Here is a 19,834-nt window from a genome sequence, read left to right as displayed (position 1 = left end):
GTCAGCAACCGAAACCACGAAGAACACGAAGGACACGAAGGGGAAATGACTTTGAGCTATCCGCTATGGGTTTTGGGGCTTCTGCCTTTTGATTTTTGACTTCTGACTTTCATCCCTCATCCTTCATGATTCATCCTTCGGTTACTCTGCGTTAAGCAATTGCTCCACGAATGACACGAAGGGCCACGAAGACTACATTTTTCGTCACTACTTCCATGAATGATTTTTAGGCCAGAGTATTCTTATGCTTCAGTTTGAGCCTGCATGGTTATGGCTTGGGTCACATTACGCCGTTCAATTGGCGTTGACAAGACCATTGCGCTTGTCAACGGCCCATACACGAGCAGCCGATCAATCAGTTTTTCGAGATGCTCAATTGAAGTCGCTCCCACTTTCAGAATAAGCGTATCAGTGCCCATCACTCGCGCACATTCCAACACTTCCTCGATGCTATCCAAGGCTGCAATCGTTGCCGCGCTGCTCTCGGATGCATGTAATCCCATTCGAATAATCGCGCTCACTGGGAGACCCACCAGTCTGCGATTAACTGTTGCATGATAGCCAGTAATAATGCCTGCCTCTTCAAATTTGCGGATGCGTTCGCGTACTGCTGGCGCGATTAGGCCGACGTGCTGCCCTAACTCGCTGTAGGAGATGCGTGCATCGGATTGTAGAGCCACTAGAATCTGCCAACCAGTTGCGTCGAGCAATCTTTCAGTATCGCTAGTCATAGGCCAAATTTCCTTTCGTTTTTAAATATAAAAGGATAAAAGAGCGTGCTATTAGGCTGTATTCTCGCATAACAAAGCCATAGACTATGCTTGATTAAGCTAGCTCTTGAATGCTAACCACGCTAAGGAAGGCTCGCATGCTGATATTTAAACTTACAATCACCCCACTACTGATTGGACTAATTAGTTTGGCTGATAAGCGCTGGGGCGCAACCGTTGGCGGCTGGTTGATCGGCTTGCCATTGACTTCGGCGCCAATTACTGCTTTTGTTGCGTTCGAGGTTGGCCCTGCGTTCGCTGCCCATATGGCTTTGGGTATTCTCATGGGTTTGCTTTCACAGGCACTATTTTGCATAACCTATGCTTGGCTTGCGTCAAGGCTCAATTGGCTTGGCTGTTGGCTGATTGGCTGGGCAGTGTTTGGGCTAAGCACCCTAATCCTGAATCAGCTTACAGTGCCGATTATGCTGGTGTTTTTGATTTTAAGTATGGTTCTTGGCCTAATTTTAGCCTACTGGCCAAGCATTAGTAGCCAAAGTGGCTCGATGGCGCCTCCGGCGTGGGCGTTATGGGGCAGAATGGGTGCTGCAACAAGTATGGTCGTTATTCTGACTAGTAGCGCTCGCTTGCTGGGGCCACAGCTTAGCGGCTTACTGGCGCCATTGCCGATTTTCGCAACCGTGTTTACGATCTTTGCGCACAGCCTGCAGGGTGTTCGTCCAGCGCGCCAAATTCTCCATGGGGTCATTGTAAGTTCTTTTGCCTGTGCAATGTTCTTTATCGTTATTGGAAGTGGCATTGAACACTGGGGAGTGGGTTTGACGTTTGGGATTGCCACATGCGCGGCATTGCTGACCCAAGCTGTTATGCTGGTGCTCGTGAGGTATCTCCGTAAAAAGGCTAGCTAGCTATAAAGCAATTAGCTGCCAATGCGTTAGCCACAGATTCCACAGATTATTGAGATTATGATTGTGCCAGCCCATAGCCAACCTTATGTTCTATGTTCTATGTTCTCTAGTGCCAACCAATTAACATTCTGCTAAATTGGCTGCTAATTCGATTGACAAGCCCTAAACAGCATGTTATGGTTTAGATATACCCCCCCTGGGTGGGGGGGTTATTAATAAGGAGTAAGTAATGAAAACCGAAAGCTTCAACGTTCCAGGCATCTCATGCCAACACTGTGTTAACGCAATTAACACCGAAGTAAGCGCCGTCGCTGGGGTGCAAAATGTTCTGGTCGATTTGGCTAGCAAAACCGTCAAAGTCGAAAGCAACGAGCAAGTGAGCCGCGACCAGTTGGTGACGGCAATCAGCGAAGCTGGCTATGATGTTTCGCCATTCGCCAATTCAATTCCATTAAATTAGGGGCTTGTGGCTGGGTCGGGTTGTACAGTCAGCCCGCCATCCCACTTATTGCGCCAGATCTGAAGGTATAGTTATGGATACGAAGACCCTTACGTTGCCAGTGACCGGTATGACCTGTGCCGCTTGTGTAACTCGCGTCGAACGCAATTTGAAAAAAGTAAGCGGCGTTGCTGAGGCTAGCGTCAATTTAGCTAGCGAATCAGCGACCGTCGCCTTTGATCCTACAGCGGTTACGCCAACCAGCTTAATTGCAGCGGTTGAAAAAGGCGGCTATGGCGTTATTACCGCCGAACGCACCTTGCCAATCACTGGCATGACCTGCGCCGCTTGTGTGACGCGGGTAGAAAAAGCTGCCCGCAAAGTCGATGGCGTATTGGATGCAACGGTCAATTTGGCAACCGAAAGCGCAAGTATCCGCTATCTGCCTGATCAGGCGAGCCTTGAGCAAATTAAAGCAGCAATTAGCAAAGCAGGCTATGGCGTTATCGATACTGGCGAGGATGAGGACGCTGAAGATAGCGAAACCCAAGCTCGCCAAGCTGAACTCAAGCGCAAACGCACCAATCTGGTTGTGGCGCTTGTGCTGGGTGTGCCATTGATGATTCTCTCAATGATGCATGACTTTAGCCTGATTAGCCCAATTTGGCTGGGCAGCGCTCGCGATATGGGCGATATGGGCCACCATATGCCAGCGTTCTACAATCTCTGGCCATGGCTATTTGGCTTGATGGCAACTCCAGTTGTCTTTTACAGTGGCCGCGATTTCCTGCGCGGGGCGTGGGTTAACCTCAAGCATGGCAGCGCCAACATGGATACGCTGATTGCACTTGGCTCGCTCACGGCCTATGGCTTTAGCTTGGCGGTCTTGCTGTTCAAGCTCAGCGGCCATGTCTACTTTGAAACCGCCGCGATGATTGTGGCTTTGATTTTGGTTGGTAAATATCTCGAAGCCAAAGCCAAAAGCGCCACTTCATCAGCAATTCGCGCCTTGATCAATCTGCAACCGCCGACTGCTCGGGTTTTACGTGGCGGGGTTGAGGTTGAGTTGGCAGTAGCCGAGGTACGGGCTGGTGAGATTGTGGTGGTGCGGCCTGGCGAGAAAATTCCAGTTGATGGTGTTGTGACCATGGGCCAATCGGCAGTTGACGAATCGATGCTGACTGGCGAATCGTTGCCAGTTGAAAAGCGGGTTGGCGATAGCGTGTTTGGCGCGACGCTGAACAATGCTGGCAGTTTTCAATTACGCGCGACAGCGGTTGGCAAGGCCAGCGCTTTAGCTCAAATTGTTAACTTAGTCAAAGCTGCCCAAGGCTCCAAAGCGCCAATTCAACGCTTGGCCGACCAAATTTCGGGCGTGTTTGTGCCGATTGTAATTGTGATTGCCTTGCTGACCTTTGGCCTGTGGTATTGGGTTGGCGGCGTTGGCTTCACCCAATCGCTGATCTTTGCTGTCGCCGTGTTGGTGATTGCTTGCCCATGTGCGTTGGGCTTGGCCACGCCAACTGCAATTATGGTTGGCACTGGGGTTGGCGCGCAACATGGTATTTTGATTAAAAATGCTGAGAGCCTAGAGCGTGCTGTGCGTTTGCAAACGATTGTGCTCGATAAAACTGGCACGATTACCGAAGGCAAGCCAACCTTGACCAATATTTTGGCCTTGGCTGATGAAGCCAATTTGCTGAGCCTTGCTGCCACTGCCGAACGTGGCTCTGAGCACCCGCTGGGCAAGGCGATTGTCCAAGGCGCAACTGCTCGTGGCGCAACCCTTGGCCAAGCTACAAACTTCAAGGCAATTGTTGGTGGTGGTATTGAAGCCGAGGTCAATCAACAAAAGGTTGTGATTGGCAGCCCGCGCTTGGTTCGCGAGCAAGGCTACGATTTGAGTGCTCTTCAATCGACAATCGATCAATGGCAATCCGAAGGCAAAACCGCAATGGTCGTAGTGGTTGATCAACAGCTTGCTGGCGTGTTGGCGGTTGCTGATACGATCAAAGCTTCTTCGCCTGCGGCGATCAAACAATTGCGCAATTTGGGCTTGAAAGTTGTGATGTTGACTGGCGACAATCAACGTACCGCCGAAGCGATTGGCCGCGAAGCTGGGGTTGAACATGTAATTGCCGATGTGCTGCCAGCAGACAAAGCCGCCAAAATCAAGCAATTGCAAGCAGAAGGCGGCTTGGTGGCGATGGTTGGCGATGGGGTCAACGATGCGCCAGCCTTGGCTCAAGCAGATGTTGGGGTGGCGATTGGCACTGGCACCGATGTGGCGATTGAAGCCAGCGATATTACCTTGCTGCGTGGCGATTTGGTGGGCGTGGCCCAAGCAATTGAGCTTTCGCGCCGCACCATGACCACGATTCGCTGGAATCTGTTCTGGGCCTTTATCTACAACGTGATTGGGATTCCAATTGCTGCTGGTGTGTTCTACAACCTGACTGGCTGGCAACTTTCGCCGCTCTTGGCCGCTGGCGCGATGGCCTTCTCATCGGTGTTTGTGATTACCAATTCGCTGCGTTTGAAACGAGCAGCCACCTTGCCGAATGCTCAGCCAAGCTCAACCAACGAGCCGCTCCAACCAGCTCGCGCCTAATCAACAACAATGGTGCTGAATTAATTAATCTAGCACCATTGCTTGCTTCTTTGCGTTCGGGTTATTTTTGATAAATTGCTTCTAGTTTTGCTTTTTCAAGTATATCAATTAAAATTAAAGATTGTTTTTCTGAAGGAATCTTTTGAGGTAGTCGCGCTGCGACCTGAAGTATTCCTTGCTCCTTTACTGAGAAGAGTCCTTTTTCTCGACCCTCTGCAAGGATATATGCCCATGTTTCACCAGGAATTCCAACTACTATTTTCTGTGCCTCAATTCCATTCAGCATTTTTTGGGTTTTTGCTGAAGATCTTGCTTCATTTTCCAATTGATCTGTAAAAGCTAAATCTTCAAAAAAAGATTCAGGAAGAAGTTCTTCTAAAGTATATAGTTTTTCCTGTAAAGTTACCCAACAAGCTTCTTTTTTACACCACTCACTAATATTAGAAATAGTACCCGTAGGATGCATAATATGATCATATACAAGTTTTGCAGTGATCTCTATTGCTTGTATCGTGGCTTGACTAATATCTTGATTATGCCATACCTTGAGAAAATCAAAAGATTTTCTCTGACGAGAGCATATTTTAGATATCATTGCAATAGTGTAGGCTACGACATTTGCTCGATAACCACCGTTGTACCAAAACTGAGCTGAAACTATTTTTTCTGTTCTACGAAAAATGATTGCTCGGGCTATTGCACGCTTGAAGAAGAATTCGTTAAATTGATCTGCATTTTTGTCCCATTCTTGTCCAATACGTCCTACATAGTGCCCAAAATTTTTTTGGGCACCTTGATTGACAGAAATTGGATACCCCTCCCATACATTTTCAAACTTAGCAAGATCTGTTTTGGTAAACATCTGTGTTTTAGGATACTCTGCCTCAAAACGTTTTTTCTGAGTAGGGGTGAGTTTTGCTTGAGCATCGGTATATTGTCCACGTGCCCTTTCATAAAACCATTTTGTCTCACGCTGTGAGCCTTGTTGAGCAGGAACCCATATCCGGCGTGAGAATTCTTCCATACGTATATGAAATGGATGATTTGAGAAGAAGTCTGCTGCGTTAACCTTATTTTGAGTGTTAGCATACTCAGAGATTTGAGGAATAATGTCTTCACTTTTTTCTTCATCAATAACTGACAGTTTCATCTGTACAAAAATATTTTCAAGCGGTGCCTTATCTTTACGATTAGTATGAAATAGCGATGCAGTAGTCTGTCCTCCATTAACAATTTGTAAATCCTTAAGTGATGCTATAGCAAATCCATTAGATGTTTTTACTATTTCAATATGTCTAGCTGTTGCAGTAATACCATTATTGTAGGCAAAAAACATTTCAGGATTTTTCATGATAGTAACACGAATACCTTTATTAACATTTCCTCTTACTTGAAGGAAGCTACGAACATTTTGTTCCAATAATCTAGAACCATATTTTCCATATAAATCAGCCAATATTTTGGCTGGCATTACAACTAAATATGATTTATATGTTGCTGAATCCAGATGTGCTGGAAGACATGGTAGTCCTGGATCAATCATTTCAGCAAAGTTTATCTCTAATTCTTCACGAGCGCCTCGTGAAGTTTGTAATCGGTGTAAGCGAGAGATATCCCAAATATTATAAGAGAAATTCCACGAATTATATTGTTTATCTTCAAGTTCTTTCACCTGTGTACTTAGTATACGCTCAGAAAACAGAAAGAAATTTACTTTAGAAAAAGAGCCGCACCTCTCAGCTATATTACGAGCAAGGTCATAACCATGAGAAGTCTCTTCTAGGTTAAGATACAGATTTTTCTCAGCACTTGCAGTAAAAAAGTTTTCTAGGCGTTTGAAAATAAGTGAGATCTCTGCTCGTGCTAGTGACTGTAGCGTTTCTCGATTAGCAAAGTCTGAAATAAATAAGTCAAGGGAGTTATCGTTAAACCAATATCCATCGACTCTCATTCCACCACTTGCTAGGCGATGATGACCTAGTTCAAATCCATCAATAATTCCTGAATCGATAAGCTCATCCGCAATGTTCTGAGTAAATTCAACTTCCAAGAAATCCATATTTGCTTCTGCATTAGCTAGAATTTCTTGGCGGAAATTATGTAAAAATTCTTCCATTGATAAAGATGCCATGATTATTGCTCCATTATGTTTAATTTATTAGTCCTGAATCTCTCAATACTTGATAATACAAGTTCATAAGTAACAGATTCGATTCCTTCAGGTAAAAAATTTCTTGTAATTCTAGGAAAATCATCCTTAATAATATACATATAATGATCTTTTACTTTAAATAAAGGTAAATCATAGTCTGAAATATCAATATAGCCTGCAATTCCTAATTTGAGTTCAAATAAATTTATAATTTCAATCTTACGTAGATTACTAATAATCCTCTTCGTAATTGTATTAAGGCTCTCACCATTATTTTGTGTCTCTGATAAAAAATAAACTTGTAAATACAAATGTTCTAAATGTGTATAGAGTTGATCTTCAGATGTAATGCGTACTTTATCCCGCTGATCTCCTGCCAGTGATTTAATTTCGATTGCACTATCATTAAGAATAAAATCCTGATGCTTTTTTTCTGGACCTTTCCATCCTTGGATCAATATATTTTCATCTAATAGATTATTTTCAAGCATATTAGCAATAAAATATAATTCAGCGTATAATCCTTGCATTTCATTTTTTGAAAGAAGATTTTTTAATCCACTAGAAAATAATGACTGCCATTTCTTTAATCTTTTACAGACAGTATAAAATATATCATATTTATCGTGATAGGTTTTTATATTTTCAATAAGATCAAGACATAATTTCAGAAAAACATCTTGATTTTGTCGATGTTCAAGTTTTACTACTAATGCTCTTATATTATCATCATTGAATTCAAATACATCCACTGAAATATCTCGGATATTTATTTTTGCCTCTTGCAGTGAAATATTAGGAACAAGCTTTGAAATTTCAATTAATAAACCAGGTCGACCTTCATGATCTTGTATCCAGAATAATGCAAAATCAACCTCAATTTTAACACGACGACGAACGAGCTGTCTTTTGGGAGCTGGAGTCATATCAGCCCAAGGGTCAAATATTAATGTCATAGTCATCTTCCTCACTAGAAGAATCATATTGATTCTCTTCGAATTGTTTGAGCCATACTGAGTTTACTACATACCTTATTGTTCGAACATCGTTTGAATTTGGAAAGCTTAGACTAATAGCTGGAACCAATGATTGGATAACTTGATCATCTTTTTTTCTATCAATTAAATTTAGAAGATGTAAAAGTAACAAAGGTTTACCGCGTACATTTGTATAATCACTAAAGATAGGATTTTTCCTTGATGCCTCAGCTGCTAATCCTTGTGCTCTCATAATTTGATTATCATCTAGTCCTATTTTAAACATACTATTACCTGAAAATCTATTTTTATTTCCTGTATACCAACCATTCTCTGAGCTAGGTTTTCTTGGTTGTCCAGAAGTATCATGACCTATATCTCTTTCCTGCGCTGCGATCATATAACCTATTTCAGGTTCTTTTCCTGACAACGATCTGAATGCTACGTCCCAGTAAGGATATATATCCGAAATTTCCTTGATAAATTTCGGAATATTTTCTTGCAAATCAGATAAATCGTTATGAAATCGAAATCTAAAAATGAAATTTTGAATATCTTCCCAATTTATATTCTTAAATAAAAGCGAGTTAGTTGCATCAACATAAGGGGCGCTTGACTGGCTTAATATATCAAAAAAAGATTTAAAAAAGGATCTATTACTTTCATTTTTATCAATAGATGCAGGTAGTATATGGGTCTCCATAAGCTTACCATCATAGCTAATATGGAATGAACGATTTTCCGCATAACGCATTTTATTTAGTGCTGTAACAATTAATGTATCTGGATGCGCTCTGACATATAGTCCGAAATCACTTGGTTTTTTCTGTTCACGACTCATTCGTTTTACTTGCATCCGAAGTTCTTCTGTCGCCTCACTAATATGACAATACCAGCCATACGAAATATCTGACATGTAAATACGACATATATCTTCATATCCATCACGATAGCCAAACCATCTCCCCATTTGCATCAGCGTATCATACATCTTTGAGTTACGATAAATGTAACTGATTGTCAATCCTTCAATTGTAAGGCCACGTGATAGGCTTAAACCACCAATTACAATTACGGTAAGCCCATCCCCCTGAGTTGTATAAGTTGTATAATTGAGTGCTTCATCAGATTTGCTATTAACTAACAAGATTTTGATTAGACTTGCTGCCTCATTCAATTCGTCTAATATATCCATCCATTCTGTTTCGCAATCAATATATTCTTCTTGAAAGGTTTTAAATATTTGTTGTATAAGTTCATCTTTTAAAGCCTTTTCAATTGGTAATTTGTAATTAAAACGTATTGCATTTTTTACTTGTTCAATATATTCTGTAATAAGATACTTGAATTCTCGTTGTATAGATACAAAACGGGAAATATTAACCATCATTGAGCAATGTTTATTTTTATCACCTCTTATATTACGAATTGTTCTACTAAGGATAAAGCAATTTATTGCCTTTTTTAGGCTTTCTGGAAGAGAATGAATTGAATCATCTTTCTTGTGTCCTATAGAGATATGTTTATCTGCATCATCTATTTTTCTAATAAGAATGTTATCGATTGATTCATTACCAGAAAATATCTTTTCAGATCCAAAATAATTTGTTGGTGCATCTAAGCAGTGAATAAAATGTGCTGGAAATAAATCATTACCAAGCATATCATCTTTATTATCCGGACTAATAAATACATTGGCAAATGGAGTAGCTGTATAGCCTATATAACAACGTTTTTTGAATAAATTAAGTATTCTGCGAATCTCTTTATTTGTTCTCGTTGGATCTAGTTCTGGTTTATTAGTATTGATAGAAGCATTATCAGCCTCATCATCAATTAATAACATCGGAATATCAGAGATTTTCTCTATACCTTGACGTACATTCAATTCCTTTAACCAATTGTAGAGACTACCAAGTGTACTTACGTTCTTTTTAATAACGAGTATAAATGTATTATTAAGGGATTTTAATTCCATGCCGAATCTATTTGCAAGAGCTTTATTAAAATCGCTTTCAGTTGTAGTAACAGTTACAGGCATAGAACGATTAGGTCGTAACTGACCTACTCCAATGCGATTATTATTCCTACTATCTCGACCTATAAATCCTACATCAATACGCTCTTGAGTTTGTGTTCTAAGATTATTATGAATTCCAGCAATAACAATTATAAATTTGTAGCCAGCATCAGCAGCCTTTGAAATCAACCCAATGTAATTTGAGGTCTTTCCTGATTGAACATGACCAATCACTAATCCTCTTCGCTCCCAATCTCCATCTTTATGCGGGTCTTGTAGAAGACCAAGAATTCGGTTAGTAACAGAACCCATTGAGCCAATCACTCGAGTTGGCCAACCTTGCGTAATAAGATATTTCTCATAGTCTTCTGCATAATCCCAACTAATTTGACGCTTAAGATACCATTCCTCATCATGAGGTATATCAAGATCGATAAGAGATACACCTGCTCCCATAGTTGTAAAATATTGGGTTTCTAGCGATCTAATAAGTGTATTAAAATCCTCTGATTTAAATTGATAGTAGTTATCTTGAAATACAGGACGAAACTGTTCGACGATTGTAATAATATCTTGACTAGATAGATTACTGCCACGTGAAAGAATAATTTGAGATAAAAACTTTTCGGCCTCTTTAATTTTTACTGAATCTGTCATTATAGTAACTCCTCAATTATCTTTTGTGTCAATTCTCGATTCTCATTAAATTGTTTCATGCTGAAAATTGTTTTTTTGAAATTCTCCTTATCCATTGAGAAATCAGAAGTGAGTAGAATATGGAAATGCATTATTTGGCTTTTCAAATCCTCATATTGAATTGGCTCTTTTTCCTCAAATGATTGTGGAACAGAAGAATAGTCGGCATATATGGCTTCAAGTGGTATAGAACGTTCGATTAAAGAAATAACATCTCTAAGTATTGATGCATTATCTGGATCAATTCTATTGAGAAAAGCATTTATAAGAACATGTTCTTTATTAACTTCATAACGGATTTTATCTCTATCACTAAAGCGAACCCATAACGGCTGTGATTGTTTATCAAATAAACGATTCCCTCTACCAATATGAATCCGTTTGCTTTGATCGGTAATTCGATTAATAATCTGCTTTAGTTTTTCTCGAACCTGAGGTGGAGGATGTGCACGAGATTTCTTAATATCAATTGTCCAATATTCGTCGAGAACATTTGTAAAATCAATTTGAATTCGTGCTAATTTTGTTGCCTCACTTTTCGGGACTAATCTAAACCAATCACCCCAAGCCATTAATCTACCATTTCTATATATATATGCTCCTTGATTAGTTACAAAATCACCACGTGATCGATAAAAATCATACTCTTTTTTTGATAGTTTACTGTGATGTGGTAAAATATAAGGTTGAATCTTAATTTCGTTTCCATTAATTCTTACGATTTCTTCTTGTAATAGTTGAGTTGCTTTGTTAGAAATACAGAATGGATCAAAAGCTATAATAGTATGTCCATTAATTTCAATATTGATCTTATGTCTTTTATAATCACCACTTATATACCTATGAAAAACTAATGCCAAATGTTTCTCAACCACAGATAATTTGTCATAAGAATTGATTTTACTACTCTCATTGATACTATTTTCTAGAAATCGATCTAGTTTTTGCCATAAGATATATGTTCCTTGAAAACCTAAAGTTTTAATATAAGGAGCAATGAGAATATCTTCAATACTTGGGATTGTGACAATCCACTCATTCCGATCCGCGATTAGATCAAGATCCCAGCGAGCGGCAAATGTATTCTGGTCTTTGCGGCTAACTACAGTGAGCGATTTGCATTGAGAGAAAGAAGCTGTTTTGAGGCCAAGACCGAATCGCCCTAGATCATCTTTAGCTCGCTTATCACGCGGATTTCTTGAGCCTGGACGCATAGCTTCAAACAATTCGTTCTCATTCATTCCTGAGCCATCATCAATGATAACTAAACAAGGATCGTTAGTATCATCCATATCTAGGAATATCCGAATATTACTTGCTCCTGCAGTTATACTATTATCAATAAGGTCAGCAATTGCGGTTTCTAGCGAGTATCCTAAATCACGCATTGACTGACTCAAAGATGCGGCATGAGGTGATAATATCTTCTCTTGCATTCAAGAATCCTTTCTAATCGTTCATTGATTAAAAAATATCTGAACCATAACAACAGATCTTTTGGGTTATTAAATTAACTTGCAAAATCACTTCCTTCTTAGGAATCCTAATCTATCCTAAACTATAATATTTACTCCATTCTTTCTAATATATCGAATACGATTGATGCGATCTTATTGGCTAAGAGTGGTGGAACAGCATTTCCAACTTGATGATATTGTGACGTTCGATTTCCTTCAAATTTGTAGTTATCAGGAAATGTTTGCAATCTAGCTGCTTCCCTAACCGTCAAACTACGACACTGACTTGGATCATAATGAATATAGTAATGTCCATCCTTTGATATATGGGATGTAATAGTTGTCGACGGTGTATTGGATAATTGAACACGAAAGCGATCTGAAAATTTTTTTCCAGAAATTCCCTCAGTAATATTTTTATGTGCTGGCAATAGCTCTTTGGGGAAATTAGATAATTTAGGCGATATATCATAAACTTGGGCAAAAATAGATGAAAAAAGATACCTTTGTAAGTCACTTTTCATATGAGATCGCGCTTCATGTGAAAGTAAAATCTTTAACCGTTCATCATGAAACCACTGCATAAAATGATCTGGTTGTAAATAGGTACTAGAATCTTTCTCCAGCATATGTTCTTCAATCGACTCGAGAACTATTTCTATATGCTCTGCTAAACTTGCCAAGCCATTTTCTTTTTCACGTTTGAACCATGATTGTTGTGTCACCTCTTTTAAGGTTTCTAACCATGTAGAATTATTATCTAATCCCTTCGATAATCCGCTACGAATTTTTGGTAAATCACCAATCGCATCACTTACGGTGCTACGTAAATTCACTTTCTCTAATATCTTAGGAACGATATCAATATCGCTGCGAATACCTAGAATGAAAATTCTATGTCGGGCCTGTGGAATACCATATTCTTCAGCTTTAACTACAAAATCACTAGGATCACCAGTTGAATTCATAATACCTGGTTGCGATAAGGAATAAAGTTTATATTCTAGATCAGATGATTTAGAATCAATAATTGATGCAGGATTACTTAGGTCTCGCAAGATATCATTGATAACATATCGGCCTTGGATTTTTGAGGAAATTAGCCCTTTCACATTTTCCATAACAAAGATAGGCGGTTTATGATCGATTAATATGCGTAAATACTCTCTATAAAGAAAATGCCGCGGGTCATTCTCAAAATTTTCTTGACCTTTCATCCGTGAGCGGCCTACCAGTGAATAAGCCTGACATGGTGGACCTCCAACAAGTACCCACTTTTTCTGATTATTAAGTGCTTCAATAATCCTTTTTTTTACATCTTCATGAGGTGTTTCACCTAGTGTACATAACCATGCTGTATGATCTGCATGATCTGATTCTATGGGATGGCGTTTATATAGCTCTTCAAGCGTAATCTTATTTTCAAGGTACCGATAATAATCATCAGGAACAGCATTTGATTGAAACTCTCTGTAAAAATGACGTAATTTGAGTGTTTGATGTGAAGATACATCTTTTTCAATAGAGATTGCTGTTTTAAAAGCATAGTTATTAGGCAGCGTTGGATGATGAAGAGAGGCGAATCCTTCACCTAATCCACCCGGGCCTGCAAATAAATCGATAACAGGATGGATACTATTAGTTTTCACTTTAAGGAATTCCTATGATTTTCTGTTCTACAGCGAAAACAGATGGTACATGTTGAGACCATAATGTCTATACTATGCTGAGCAATACAACAAGAGTTTAGACTGTCATAACATATAGTGGCTATAATCATGGGTAGGGATATCATGTTTTATTTTATCATACCATTAATTTGATACTGAATAAATAATCTAACCAGCGCTCTTAAGACATCTAAATTAGATTATCGTAGCAAGAGTATTTAATACAAACCTTGGTACTTTAGAAGGAGTAATTATATTAACATAGTATGGATTTATGCTATACATTAGCCCCAAGCGCAGGCCAAAATGGCGTAGCGCCACCAAGGCCGCAAGCGTGGATCTGCGCCACCCAACAGTTTTTGGCTTGGCAACAATGTTTCTAAAGCCAGTTTACGCCAAGTCTGTGGTTGCCAATGCCATTCAATTGCTGAATTAAACCACTGCTCAACTAGGCGCAAAACGCCCCAAAGCATATGTGCTAAGCTCCAACGTTGAGCTTCGTGCCAAACCTGTTGCCAATCGAAAGCATAGTTTGCAATCAAGCGATCGATATCCGCCAGCATGCGGCCAATGCCAGCGCCAAATTGATTACCAACGACCAAGTGATGGGCGGTATGCAGCAGTTGGCTGATCGGCTCCAACACAGGCAAATCAAAGGATTGATATTGGATCTGCTCAATCTGCCACGCCGGATAGGCCTGTAATCCAGCCCAGCGCGACCAATGCCCAGCAAATAGCCACCAATGTAGTTCCAACGTCGCGCCGCTCGCAGTTTGTAAGCGCACTTCGCCACCACTGCGCCGCTGTTGTTGCCATGTGTTGATGCTGTAATTGCTGAGGCCGTAGCCAGCAGCAAACAACACCGCGCAAGCCCGTTGCAAATCATCGCGCCGAAGCAACAGATCAATATCGCCCATTTGGCGTTGGCCAAGCGAGCGATAGATCGTTGGAGCGAAGGCCATACCTTTGAGCAACGCCACCTCGATTGATTCAGCCTTGAGCAGTTGTTGAATGCGCTGAAATTCTTCTAAGCGCAAATCGTTGCGCAAAGCAGCGAGATAATAGCGTTCGCGCCAATGCTCAGCCAAGGCAGCTGGCAAGGCTTGTTGGCGTAAGCCAAACCAGAGCAAGCCCTCAACTTCATGATAATCAGCTAATTGCGCCAGCGCTCGCCAATCGTTGGGGTCGCAGGCAGCGCATAGTTTGGCTAAATCTGGCTGTGGTTGGCTTGACCAGACCGCCATCAACAACGCCAATGCTGGTTTGCTCATTGCTTGATTGATTCGCGCTGGTTGACCCACGGCGTTTCCAAGCGCAGCAATGGCGCGTTATCAACGTTGGTCAAGAATTTATGGTTGTTATAGGCTGGGTCGTAATAATCGCCAATTGTGCCTTTGCGCAAAGCTGCTTCGATCTCGCGCACGCCATCTTCAACTGTGTACTGCGGGCTGAAATTAAGCACTTTAGCAATTTTGGCGAATGAAACGCGATAATTACGTTTATCAACATCGCTGCCTTGCAACACCAACTCAGCCTCAGGAATCAATTGGCCAATTAATTCGCCGATTGCGCTGATCGTATAGTTTTGAGCATCCGAGCCAACATTGAAAATCTCGCCGCGCACTGATGCCAGCGGTGCGTTTAAGCTCATTACGACCGCGCGGGCGGCATCATCTGCATGGACAAATGGCCGCCATTGATCGCCGCCAAAGACCGTGATTTTGCCTTCGCGTACAGCTTTGGCGGTGAGCAAATTGACCACTAAATCAAAGCGTGGCCGTGGCGACAAGCCATAAATCGTTGAAAAACGCAGAATCGTTGGCGCAAATTGCTGATCGGCCAAACCTAGCAAAATCGTCTCGGAGTCGATTTTAGTTTGGGCGTAGAGCGAAACCGGATTGAGCGCCGACCGTTCGTCGAGCAATTCATCAGAGGCGCCATAGACGCTACAGGTCGAGGCAAAAATAAAGCGCCGAATGCCATAGCCTTTGCAGGCTTCGGCCAACATGCGGGTGGCAATCAAGTTAATTTCGGTGCTGAAATCTGCATCAATCGCACAGGCTGGGTCGCCAACAATCGCCCCAAGATGAATCACCGCATCCATGCCAACCAGCGAGCGCACCACGGTTTCGATGTGGCGCATATCGCCATGCACAAACTCAAATTGCGGGTGGTTGTACAGCTCGCGAATTGCGCCATCGCCATACATCAGCGAGTCAACCAAGCGCACATGATAGCCTTGATTGAGCAAGCGGCGCAGCACTAACGAGCCAATATAACCCGCCCCGCCAATCACCAGCACATGCTTAATCGGCTGATCAGCTTTGGGCATTTGGCGTTCCAAGGCATCGACGGCAAGCACAACATTGCGCGCAATTCGAATGCCAATTATTAACCCCGAGCTAAAAACCCAACTTAGCACCACCACCCCACGCGGCACAAACGGTAAGAAGCGCAGAAAGAAAAAGCTGAATCCATAGGCAAGGTGGGCTAGGGTGGTGGCTTGCAGCAAGGTGATGATTTTGAAGCGCCGAGCATAGCTGCGCACGTGGTGATAGACCCCAAACATCCACAGCAAGCCCAAACCAAGGCTGGTCAATAGCCAGCTGGTGCTCAAAAATTGGTTGCGATAATCCAAAATCAAGCGTTCGGCTAAATGTGGCTCGTGCAACACAATTGTGATATAGCGCACCACAAAGGCCAAGAGCAAACCACTATTAATCAAGATTGCATCGACCAACAGCCTTGTTGCAATTGCGCGTGAAAATTTCAAGGCAGTGCTCCTTTCCTAGTTGCCACAACGATAGCCTTGAAGCAGGTTTGTTTAACGCAGAGGCGCAGAGTTTTAATGCTAAAAGTTTAAAGACTCTCTGCGCCTCTGCGTTATAACTTCAGCTTTATTGGCTGGCTGCGATTTCCTCGCCATAGGCACAAATCAGCTTGATCGCATTGCAGACGGTTTCGATTGTGTCGAACTCCATTTCTGAGTGCATTGGCAAGCTTAAACTAGCCTTGACCAGCCAATTAGTTTTGGGTAGGCTGCCCTCGACTGGGGCAAATTGGGCATAGGCTGCATGGCGATGAACTGGCGGATCGTAGTAGGCGCGGGTTTCAATCCCTTCGGCAGCCAGCGCTTGGCGCAGCATGTCGCGGCTCAAGCCAAAGTAGGTTTCGTCGATAGTGATTGAATAATCTTTGTAGGCACAGCGGTCGCTTGGGCGCACTGCTTGAAAACCAATCCCAGGTGTGGCAAACAATGCTGCCCAATATAAGGCCGCATATTGGCTGCGCTGGCGGGCTGCTTGCTCTAGTTGATCAAGGCTATGGCGGCCCAAAATGGCGTTATACTCGGCCATGCGAGCATTCAGCCCAGCCCAATCGCTGCCATACTTACCATCGTTACCATACTCACGGCCTGTACGAATTTTGTGGGCCAATTCGTCGTTGTTGGTGGCGACAATCCCGCCCTCGCCAGCAATCAAGAGCTTGGTTGGGCTAAGGCTAAAACATTCAGCGGTGCCAAATCCGCCGACAGGTTGGCCGTTGTATTGCGCCCCAAAGCCATGGGCTGCATCGAAAATTAAGGGAATGCCTGCCTCATTAGCTAGCGCTTCAAGCTCGGCAATTGCCGCAGGATTGCCAAAATTGTGGACTGCAACGATTGCCTGAACTTCTGGCGTGAGCGCTGCCCGCACTGCCTTGACATCGATATTGGTCGTAGCAGGGTCAATGTCGACGAAGCGTGGTGTTGCCCCAGCCCAAATCAAGGCGCTGACTGTTGCCATAAAGGTAAAACTTGGCACGATTACTGGCCCGTTTAAGCCCAAGGCGCGGTAGGTTAAGGCCAAACCAGTTGTACAACTTGAAACCGCAATTGCATGGGCAACCCCAAGGTGGTCGGCAACGGCTTGTTCAAAGGCAGCCAAATGCTGGCCCTTGGTGACCATGCCGCTGATTAAAGTTTGCTCAACTTCAGGGGCTAAGGTTGCAAACTCAGGCAAAACAGGACGAACTAAGCGAATTGGCGACGTTGCCAAAGGCGTACCGCCAAGAATTGCAGGACGTAAATCAGCCATAAACGACACTCTTTCCTAGGTATGATTCACTTAAGGATAGCATAGACGATCAAATGCTGGCTATCCCCTTTGAGTTTCGGGCAACGATTAGTGCTTTCGTTATGGAGGGTTGTCGAATGAAGTTTTTTGTGCGCGTCGCGGCGATTATTATCCGCAATCAACAAGTGCTGGTGCATCGCTCAGAGCAGCAAGGCAGCAGCTATTGTGCCTTACCAGGTGGTCACCTCGAAGTGGGTGAGACGACCGAAGCATGTGTCGTGCGTGAGTTTGCAGAAGAATTTGGCGTGGCAATTCAGCTTGAGCGGCTAGTGTATATTGCCGAGGGCATGTTTATGGCTGGGCGCAAAAAGCCCAAGCCCAAACACGAAATTGTGTTTTATTACCGAGCGCACTTGCAAGATCCCATGGTTGTGGTGCGCTCTCGCGAGGAACCAACAATTTACGCCGATTGGCTCAGCCTCGATAGCGATTTGGCTGAGTTGTATCCCCAATGGCTACGCTCGATGTTGCCGAGCGATTCTCAGCACAATTGGCGGGCATGTCCACGCCAGATTATTGCCAATGAGCTAATTCAGCCACCAACGACCACGATTCGCCAATTTTATTCTGGCGATGGCAGCACAAAATCATCGTCGCTAGGAGCTGGGGTTGATAATTCGTAACGCATCACCATGGCCAACCGATCAATATCGCTAATCAGCACTTCTTGCTGGCCGCGAGCTTCGCTGACCAACATGCCGCTATCGCCAACTTTAATGTCGTAGAGTGCTTGCGATTGCAACACAACCAAGCGATGATTGCCTGCGGAGATGAGCACTGGCACTTTGATTTTGTTGACCAACAAATCGCCATCAAGCAAAACCCGCGCCGTATTCGGAGGAGGAGCATCTACTATTGTCATAACCGGAACCCTCATTGCGTAATTGTGTCGCATCATACCATAAAGCGTTTTGGGCCTCGCAGGCCTGGATCCAAGTATCCATCAAACGGATCATGGGCTTTGTTTGTTCCCAAAGCCCTAAAAGCCTAGCCTTGGTTATAATCAAGGCCAGCAACGCCCTTTAAGATTCCATCAAAAGTCTGAGTATGGGGATTGGGGGTCAGCGGCTGGGGATCGGTATCCCGTGCTACGCCAACCATCTGTTGCCAACTCCAATGATGTTCCGCTAGCCAAACGCCTCTAGCCTAGAGCCTCATTCTCTTCGCGTTCTTCGCGTTCTTCGCGGTTCCTGATCCCCGACGCCCAGCAACCGATCCTCAAACATCGTTTCGCCACCCTTCCGTCCCTCCGCCGGAGGGAGACGCAGGGGTTTTCAGCCCCTGCACCCCAAATATTTGCGCTGTGGATTGTTGTTGTGATAGCTTAACCTTATTTGATTTGCTTGCTAATTGCTGAACCCTGATCCCTGATCCCTCGGTCTTCGTACTCTTCGTGCGCTTCGCGCGCTGAACCCTGAACCCTCGTTATTCGTGCTCTTCGTGGTTTCAGTCGCTGAACCCTGAACCCTATGCTCTATGTTCTTTGCTCTATGTTCTTTGCCCGAATTCCAACAAAAGTCTTATAAAGTATGGCGGTGAATATGCTATAATGCAAAGACCTCGAACGAGGGCCTTACTACCTGGGGATGCTTGGTTTCGACAGGAAGGGCCGATCGTAAGTGGCAAGCCGAGACGCTGAGCCTCGTTAAATCGGCAACGCCATTAACTGGCAAAAACACTTTCCGCGCTCCTGTAGCGCTTGCTGCCTAATTAAGGCAACACGCCTCTACTAGCCTCAGCCCGATGGGCTTGTAGCGGCGACATTTAGTCGGGTCGCTCCCCTAGTTATGTCTGTGGGCTAGGGGCTAAGATTAACAGGCTGGTCGTGGCCCGCTTTGTCTATCGGGTGGTGCTACGATAAGATTTAATCAATAGACTACGCTTGTAGATGCTTGCGGTTTAACTTTTTGGACGCGGGTTCGATTCCCGCCATCTCCACCACTTCGCTGGATCGGCGCTCACAACGCCGATCTGGCATACTATCCGAGACGAGAGTGGCGGCCTATCAATTGATAGTCCAGACGGAGACAATCTATACCATGACTGAGCTACAACAGC

14 protein-coding genes and 1 other RNA gene are annotated in these 19,834 nt (G+C 43.2%); 5 read left to right on the top strand and 10 right to left on the bottom strand.

Annotated features, from left to right (window positions below; translation table 11 throughout):
• Positions 1-242 precede the first annotated feature (242 nt).
• Complete coding sequence (locus SE18_RS19720; RefSeq protein WP_054536189.1) at positions 243-731, bottom strand: Lrp/AsnC family transcriptional regulator; 489 nt, start codon at positions 729-731, stop codon at positions 243-245.
• A 137-nt stretch (positions 732-868) separates the two neighbouring features.
• On the opposite strand from SE18_RS19720, the gene SE18_RS19715 reads away from it, so the two are divergent.
• The 3 genes from SE18_RS19715 to SE18_RS19705 all read left to right on the top strand — a co-directional run bounded on the left by SE18_RS19715 (position 869) and on the right by SE18_RS19705 (position 4,689).
• Positions 869-1,639, top strand: a complete 771-nt coding sequence (locus SE18_RS19715) for a hypothetical protein (protein ID WP_054536188.1) — start codon at positions 869-871, stop codon at positions 1,637-1,639.
• A gap of 229 nt (positions 1,640-1,868) precedes the next feature.
• The gene (locus SE18_RS19710) at positions 1,869-2,099 is read left to right on the top strand and encodes a heavy-metal-associated domain-containing protein (RefSeq protein WP_054536187.1); all 231 of its coding nucleotides are present in this window, start codon (positions 1,869-1,871) and stop codon (positions 2,097-2,099) included.
• 73 nt (positions 2,100-2,172) lie between these two features.
• Positions 2,173-4,689, top strand: a complete 2,517-nt coding sequence (locus SE18_RS19705; RefSeq protein WP_054536186.1) for a heavy metal translocating P-type ATPase — start codon at positions 2,173-2,175, stop codon at positions 4,687-4,689.
• 61 nt (positions 4,690-4,750) lie between these two features.
• Here SE18_RS19705 and SE18_RS19700 read toward each other — a convergent pair whose 3' ends face one another.
• The 8 genes from SE18_RS19700 to SE18_RS19665 all read right to left on the bottom strand — a co-directional run bounded on the left by SE18_RS19700 (position 4,751) and on the right by SE18_RS19665 (position 17,737).
• Positions 4,751-6,820: an AIPR family protein gene (locus tag SE18_RS19700; protein WP_054536185.1), complete on the bottom strand. Its 2,070-nt coding sequence runs from the start codon at positions 6,818-6,820 to the stop codon at positions 4,751-4,753.
• 2 nt (positions 6,821-6,822) lie between these two features.
• A complete protein-coding gene (locus tag SE18_RS19695) occupies positions 6,823-7,797 on the bottom strand; it encodes a PD-(D/E)XK motif protein (RefSeq protein ID WP_054536184.1) in 975 nt (324 codons plus the stop codon).
• Positions 7,781-10,495 carry a Z1 domain-containing protein gene (locus SE18_RS19690; RefSeq protein ID WP_054536183.1) on the bottom strand — a complete coding sequence of 905 codons (2,715 nt, stop codon included), beginning with the start codon at positions 10,493-10,495 and terminating at the stop codon, positions 7,781-7,783. Before SE18_RS19690 ends, SE18_RS19695 begins: the two co-directional genes overlap by 17 nt.
• Complete coding sequence (locus SE18_RS19685) at positions 10,495-11,970, bottom strand: ATP-binding protein (RefSeq protein ID WP_054536182.1); 1,476 nt, start codon at positions 11,968-11,970, stop codon at positions 10,495-10,497. The genes SE18_RS19690 and SE18_RS19685 overlap by 1 nt, the downstream gene beginning before the upstream one ends.
• 131 nt (positions 11,971-12,101) lie before the next feature.
• Positions 12,102-13,640 carry a DNA cytosine methyltransferase gene (locus tag SE18_RS19680; RefSeq protein ID WP_054536181.1) on the bottom strand — a complete coding sequence of 513 codons (1,539 nt, stop codon included), beginning with the start codon at positions 13,638-13,640 and terminating at the stop codon, positions 12,102-12,104.
• Positions 13,641-13,945: 305 nt separating this feature from the next.
• Positions 13,946-14,962 (bottom strand): nucleotidyltransferase domain-containing protein, encoded by a 1,017-nt coding sequence (locus tag SE18_RS19675; RefSeq protein ID WP_054536180.1) that lies wholly within the window; start codon positions 14,960-14,962, stop codon positions 13,946-13,948.
• Complete coding sequence (locus SE18_RS19670) at positions 14,929-16,434, bottom strand: SDR family oxidoreductase (RefSeq protein WP_152976696.1); 1,506 nt, start codon at positions 16,432-16,434, stop codon at positions 14,929-14,931. The genes SE18_RS19675 and SE18_RS19670 overlap by 34 nt, the downstream gene beginning before the upstream one ends.
• A 124-nt stretch (positions 16,435-16,558) precedes the next feature.
• A complete protein-coding gene (locus SE18_RS19665; RefSeq protein WP_054536179.1) occupies positions 16,559-17,737 on the bottom strand; it encodes a DegT/DnrJ/EryC1/StrS family aminotransferase in 1,179 nt (392 codons plus the stop codon).
• A gap of 116 nt (positions 17,738-17,853) precedes the next feature.
• On the opposite strand from SE18_RS19665, the gene SE18_RS19660 reads away from it, so the two are divergent.
• Complete coding sequence (locus SE18_RS19660; protein WP_054536178.1) at positions 17,854-18,399, top strand: NUDIX hydrolase; 546 nt, start codon at positions 17,854-17,856, stop codon at positions 18,397-18,399.
• Here the strand turns inward: SE18_RS19660 and SE18_RS19655 are convergent.
• A complete protein-coding gene (locus tag SE18_RS19655) occupies positions 18,339-18,638 on the bottom strand; it encodes a hypothetical protein (RefSeq protein WP_054536177.1) in 300 nt (99 codons plus the stop codon). The genes SE18_RS19660 and SE18_RS19655 overlap by 61 nt on opposite strands.
• Before the next feature lie 720 nt (positions 18,639-19,358).
• Between SE18_RS19655 and ssrA the strand changes: the two genes are divergently transcribed.
• Positions 19,359-19,717, top strand: a transfer-messenger RNA (tmRNA) gene (ssrA, locus tag SE18_RS26930).
• The last annotated feature ends 117 nt before the right edge of the window (positions 19,718-19,834 follow it).

Origin of the sequence: Herpetosiphon geysericola (genome assembly GCF_001306135.1) — a bacterium.
GTDB classification, from domain to species: Bacteria; Chloroflexota; Chloroflexia; order Chloroflexales; family Herpetosiphonaceae; genus Herpetosiphon; species Herpetosiphon geysericola.
The sequence above is the reverse complement of the archived record's forward strand: the minus strand, read 5'-3'. Positions and strand labels throughout refer to the sequence as shown.